We start from the raw sequence: 5844 nt of genomic DNA, 5'->3' as shown, positions 1-5844 counted from the left end.
GGCGGCCCGGCATGAGGCCCTGGTGCGCCAGTCGGTGGCCGACCAGGCCGCGGTGGAGGCGGGCGACACCATGCCGTTCGAGATCTACCGGCAGCAGTATGTGTCCGCGGACCGGCTCGGCCTGGGTCGACAGCGGGTGCAGCCGGCCCTGGCCGCGGCCTAGTCGGCCGTTTTGGCTCCCACCCCCCTCCGGAGGAGGGTTGGGGTGGGGGCGCTCAGCCCTCGGGCCGCCGCCACAGCCAGGTGGCCACGCCCAGCAGCATGGCATAGACCGCCAGCCGCAGCCACGCGGGCACGGGGCTGAACCACAGCACGGTGGCGCTCGCCAGCATCATGGTGGTGGCCAGCCACTTGGCCTTGCGCGGCACGATGCCGCGCTCGCGCCACTGCCGGATCACCGGGCCATGGCGCGGGTGCGCCAGCAGGCGTGCCTCCAGGCTGGGCCACCCGCGGCCGCCCGCCCATGCCGCCACCAGCAGGAAGGGCACCGTGGGCAGCACCGGCAGCACGGCGCCGGCGACCGCGAGCAGCAGCGCGACGGCGGCGAGCGCGCGCCAGAGCAGCAAGCGGGTGTGGCGGATCACGATGTGGCGGGTAGGGCGGGCCGATGCATGGTAGCCGCACGCATCACTTCATCCCCAGGCGGTGCGCCCGCTTGTGCAGGTTGCTCGCGTCCAGGCCCAGCGCCCGCGCCGCTGCAGCCCACTGGCCGCCATGGGCTGCCAGCGCGCGCGCGATCTGCTCGCGCTCGAAGGCGTCCAGGGCCTGGCGCAACGGCTGCACGCCGGGGGCCGGCTGCGCGGCATCGGGCAACGGGCTGACGAGCGGGGCGCGGCGCGCGTTGGCCTCCGCCGCCTCCGGCAGGGGGCCCTCCAGATCCAGCAGCTCGGGCGGCAGGCTCACGATGTCCTGCCGCGCGGCGCCTCGGCTCATGGCCTTCAGCGCGGCGCGACCGATCACGTGCTCCAGCTCGCGCACATTGCCGGGCCAGGGGTAGCGCTGCAGCGCCGATTCGGCCGCGGGCGTGAGGCGCAGGCTGCGCAAGCCCAGGCGCGCGCGATTCAGCTCCAGGAACCGGCCGGCCAGCAGCAGCACGTCCGGCCCGCGCTCGCGCAGCGGCGGAATCGGCACCGGGTAGACCGAGAGGCGGTGGTACAGGTCGGCGCGGAAGCGGCCTTCGCGCACCTCGGCCTGCAATTGCCGGTTGGTGGCGGCCACCACGCGCACGTCCACCCGCCGCGGGCGATCCGCGCCCAGCCGCTGGATCTCGCCGTTCTGCAGCGCGCGCAGCAGCTTGGCCTGCACCGTGAGCGGCAGCTCGCCCACCTCGTCCAGGAACAGCGTGCCGCCCTGCGCGGCCTCGAAGCGGCCGGGCCGCTCGGCCGTGGCGCCGGAGAACGCGCCGCGCACGTGGCCGAACAGCTCGCTCTCGGCCAGCGATTCGGGCAGGGCGGCGCAGTTCACGTGCACCAGCGGGCCGGCGCGACGACGCGACAGCGCGTGCAGGCGCCGCGCGAAGAGTTCCTTGCCCACGCCCGTCTCGCCCAGCAGCAGCACGGGCAGCTCGGAATCCGCGACCACCTGCAGCTCGTTCAGCAGGCCCAGCAGGGCCGGGCTCTGGCCCACGATCTCGGTGTCCGCGGCCCCCGCGGCGCCGGCTTCGGGGGCGCGGCCCTGCATGCGCGCCAGGCGCAGTGCCTGGTTGTCCTGCTCCAGGCGCGTCACGCGCACGGCGGTCTCGATCAGCAGCACGTGGTGGGCCAGGGCTTCGCGCGCGGCCGCATCGAAGGTGCCGGTGCGCAGCGCGTCGAAGGTCAGCACGCCCCAGGGCCGCCCCTCGACATGCAGGCTCACGCCCATGCAGTCATGCACCGGCAGCGGCTCGCCGGCCTGGCTGGCGAGCAGGCCGTCGTAGGGGTCGGGCAGGGTGCTGTCGTGGTCGAAGCTGGTCACCTCGCGCCGGGCCAGGATGGTCGCCAGCCGCGGGTGCTGGGCGATGGCGAAGCGGCGCCCCAGTGCCTCGCGCACCAGGCCGTCCACGGCGAGCGGACGCAGATGCTCGCCCTCCAGCCGTAGCAAGGCCACGGCCCCGCCGTGGAAATGGTGGCGCAGGGTGCTCACCAGCCGCTGCAGCCGCACGGCGGCTGGCAGTTCGGTGGCCAGGTCGGCGAGCAAGAGGGGTTCCAGCAGGGTCATGTTCACCCTTTCAGGGTCGAAGTAACCCTTCTATTGTGGGGTGAAAATGACCCCTATCGATCGCAAGTTCTTGATTCATGGAGAGAAGGGACGTGGCCCCGCTCTTGCAAAAGGCAGGTCATTTCAAGAAGGACCTCGCATGACCACTACTGACCTCACCCTCCTCCTCGATCAGCCGCTCGGCCAGTTGGCTCGCCGCCTGCCGGGCGCCACCGGCGTCTTTCATGCGTTCCGGCTCGACTTCTGCTGCGGCGGCAAGCACACCCTGCGCGAGGCCGCCGCCGACAAGGGCATCGACGCGCTGGCCATCGCCAGCCGGCTGCACGCCCTGCAGGGCGTGGCCACGCGGGACGGCGAAGACTGGGCGCAGGTGCCGGCTGACGTGCTGGTGGACCACCTCCTCGCGCGCTATCACGCACGGCATCGCGAGCAGCTGCCAGAGCTGGTGCGGCTGGCGCGACGCGTGGAGCATGTGCATGGCGACAGCGCCGACTGCCCGCATGGGCTGGCCGACCACCTGGAGGCGATGCAGCAGGAGCTGGAGAGCCACATGCAGAAGGAGGAGCAGGTGCTGTTCCCGCTGCTGCTGGCCAGCGAAGGCCGCGTGCCGGACGGCCCGGTGGGCATGATGCGCGCCGAGCACGACCACCATGGCGAAGCGCTGCGCCGCCTGGAGGCACTGACGAATGACATCACGCTGCCACGTGCCGCCTGCAACACCTGGCGCGCGCTCTACCTCGGGCTGGCGACGCTGCGCGAGGAGCTGATGGACCACATCCACCTGGAGAACAACATCCTCTTCGAGGGGCTGAATCCCCTGCGCGAGCCCGCCGCCCAGCCCGCCTGAGCGCCCGCGCTTGATCTGGCGCAGGTGGCCGCGGCCCGCCTGCTGCGAGGATGGCACCTGATGGTGGCCGTGGGCCGCCCGGTGGAACCCTCCATGAGCAAGAACCTCAAGAGCGTGCTGGCCGCGCTGGCACTGCTGGCCGTGCTGGCCGCCGGCTGGCTGGGCTGGGGTCGCCTGAACGACAACGGCCCCGGGCCCGGCTTCGTCACCGGCAACGGCCGTGTGGAGGCGACCGAGATCGCCGTGGCCACGCGGCAGGCCGGTCGCCTGCGCGAGGTGCTGGTGGTCGAGGGCGAGTTCGTGCGCGCCGGCCAGCCGCTGGCCCGGCTGGAGCTGGAAGGCCTGCAGGCCCAGCGCGACGAGGCGCAGGCGCGCGTGCAGCAGGCGCAGGACGCCGTGGCCAGCGCCACGGTGGCGGTGGCGGCGCGGCAGAGCGATCATCAATCGGCCCTGGCCCAGGTGGCGCAGCGCGAGAGCGATCTGGAGGTGGCACGCCGCAAGCTCGCGCGCTCCGAGGAGCTCGCCGCGCGCGGCTTCATCTCCGGCCAGGTGTTCGACGACGACCGCGCCCGGGTGAATGGCTTGCAGGCGGCGTTGCAGGCGGCGCGCGCCCAGGCCGCGGCGGCGCAGACGGCCATCGCGGCCGCGCGCACGCAGGTCACCGGCGCGCAGTCGAACGCCCGCGCGATGGAGGCCACCTTGAGGCGCATCGACGTGGAGCTGGCCGAATCCGAACTGAAGGCGCCGCGCGACGGCCGCGTGCAGTACCGCGTGGCGCAGCCGGGCGAGATCGTCGCCGCCGGCGGCCGGGTGCTGAACCTGATCGACCTGTCCGACGTGTACTTCACCTTCTTCCTGCCCGAGACGGTGGCCGGCCGCGTGGCCCTGGGCAGCGAGGTGCGCATCGTGCTGGATGCTGCGCCGGGCTACGTGATTCCGGCGCGCGTGTCCTTCGTGGCCAGCACCGCGCAGTTCACCCCCAAGACGGTGGAGACGGCCAGCGAGCGGCAGAAGCTGATGTTCCGCGTGCGTGCGCAGATCGACCGTGAGCTGCTGCTGCGCCACCTGGAGCGCGTGAAGACCGGGCTGCCCGGCGTGGCCTGGATCCGCATCGATCCGCAGGCCGAGTGGCCGGCGCGCATGGCCGTCAACGTGGCGCGGTGATGGAGCCCGCGCGCCCTGTCGCCACCCTGGAGGGCGTGGCGCTGCGCTACAAGGCGGCCGTGGCGCTGGACGAGGTCACGCTGGAGCTTCCCGCGGGCCGCATGGTGGGGCTGATCGGCCCCGACGGCGTGGGCAAGTCCAGCCTGCTGGCGCTGGTGGCGGGCGCGCGCGCCGTGCAGCAGGGCCGCGTGCAGGTGCTGGGCGGCGACATGGCGCGCGCGGGGCATCGTCGGCGCGTGTGCCCGCACATCGCCTACATGCCGCAGGGACTGGGCCGCAACCTCTACCCCACGCTGTCGGTGGAGGAGAACCTGCAGTTCTTCGCGCGGCTCTTCGGGCACGACACGGCGGAGCGCCGCCGCCGTATCGACCTGCTGACGCGCAGCACCGGGCTGCACGCGTTCCTGGAGCGGCCGGCCGGGCAGCTGTCGGGCGGCATGAAGCAGAAGCTGGGCCTGTGCTGCGCGCTGGTGCACGACCCCGAGCTGCTGATCCTGGACGAACCCACCACCGGCGTGGACCCGTTGGCGCGGGCGCAGTTCTGGTCGCTGATCGATCGCATCCGCGCCGACCGGCCGGCCATGAGCGTGGTGGTCGCCACCGCCTACATGGAGGAGGCGCAAGGCTTCGACTGGCTGGTGGCGCTGGACGGCGGCCGCGTGCTCGCCACCGGCACGCCGGCGGACCTGCTGGCGCGCACGGGCTGCGAGTCGCTGGAGCAGGCCTTCATCGCGCTGCTGCCGCCGGAACGCCGCGCGGGCCACCGCGTGCCCGTGCTGCAGCCGCTGGCCGATGGAGGCGAGGGCGACGAGGTGGCCATCGAGGCGCGCGGGCTCACCATGCGCTTCGGCGACTTCGTGGCGGTGGACGACGTGGCGCTGCGCATCCGGCGAGGTGAGATCTTCGGCTTTCTCGGCTCCAACGGCTGCGGCAAGACGACGACGATGAAGATGCTCACCGGCCTGCTGCCGGCGAGCGCCGGCCAGGCCTGGCTGTTCGGCCAGCCGGTGGACCCGCGCGACATGGCCACGCGGCGTCGCGTGGGCTACATGTCGCAATCGTTCTCGCTGTATGGCGAGCTGACGGTGCAGCAGAACCTGGTGCTGCACGCCCGCCTGTTCCAGGTGCCGCCGGCGGAGCTGGATGCCCGCGTGGACGAGATGATCGAGCGCTTCGGCCTGCAGCAGTCCCGCGGGTTGAGGCCCGAGCAGATGCCGCTGGGCCTGCGCCAGCGCCTGTCGCTGGCCGTGGCGATGGTGCACCGGCCCGAGCTGCTGATCCTGGACGAGCCCACCTCCGGCGTGGACCCGATCGCGCGCGATGCCTTCTGGGCGCTGCTGATCGAGCTGGCGCGGCGCGACCGCGTGACCATCTTCATCTCCACCCACTTCATGAACGAGGCGCAGCGCTGCGACCGTGTGTCGCTGATGCACGCGGGGCGGGTGCTGGCGAGTGACACCCCGGCGCGGCTGGCGCAGGCGCAGGGGGTGGCGTCGCTGCATGAAGCCTTCATGGTGCTGCTGCGGCGCGCGCAGGCGGGGCAGGGTGAGAGGGGGGAGCTGGGGTTTGGGCCCCACCCAACCGGCGCCCCCCCCCCCCCCGGGGGCGGCCCCCCGAGGGGGGGGGGGGCCCCCCCC

The 5844-nt window shown here is 73.2% G+C and carries 5 protein-coding genes; 3 read left to right on the top strand and 2 right to left on the bottom strand.

Annotated elements, in window-relative coordinates; translation table 11 throughout:
- Positions 1–215: 215 nt before the first annotated feature.
- Positions 216–584: a YbaN family protein gene (locus tag ACE3T5_RS17935; protein WP_374669472.1), complete on the bottom strand. Its 369-nt coding sequence runs from the start codon at positions 582–584 to the stop codon at positions 216–218.
- 43 nt (positions 585–627) lie between these two features.
- Positions 628–2196 (bottom strand): nitric oxide reductase transcriptional regulator NorR, encoded by a 1569-nt coding sequence (gene norR, locus ACE3T5_RS17930; protein WP_374669471.1) that lies wholly within the window; start codon positions 2194–2196, stop codon positions 628–630.
- Between the two features lie 139 nt (positions 2197–2335).
- Between norR and ytfE the strand changes: the two genes are divergently transcribed.
- From ytfE to ACE3T5_RS17915, 3 genes are all read left to right on the top strand, one after another.
- Positions 2336–3043, top strand: a complete 708-nt coding sequence (ytfE, locus tag ACE3T5_RS17925; protein WP_374669470.1) for an iron-sulfur cluster repair protein YtfE — start codon at positions 2336–2338, stop codon at positions 3041–3043.
- A 93-nt stretch (positions 3044–3136) separates the two neighbouring features.
- Positions 3137–4207, top strand: a complete 1071-nt coding sequence (locus ACE3T5_RS17920; protein ID WP_374669469.1) for an HlyD family secretion protein — start codon at positions 3137–3139, stop codon at positions 4205–4207.
- Positions 4207–5844: ATP-binding cassette domain-containing protein (locus ACE3T5_RS17915; protein WP_374669468.1), on the top strand; the 1638-nt coding region annotated here is incomplete at its 3' end. The genes ACE3T5_RS17920 and ACE3T5_RS17915, both read left to right, overlap by 1 nt.

The organism is Ramlibacter sp., from assembly GCF_041916345.1.
Classification (GTDB): Bacteria; Pseudomonadota; Gammaproteobacteria; order Burkholderiales; family Burkholderiaceae_C; genus Ramlibacter.
This window is presented reverse-complemented; position numbering and strand designations above follow the sequence as displayed.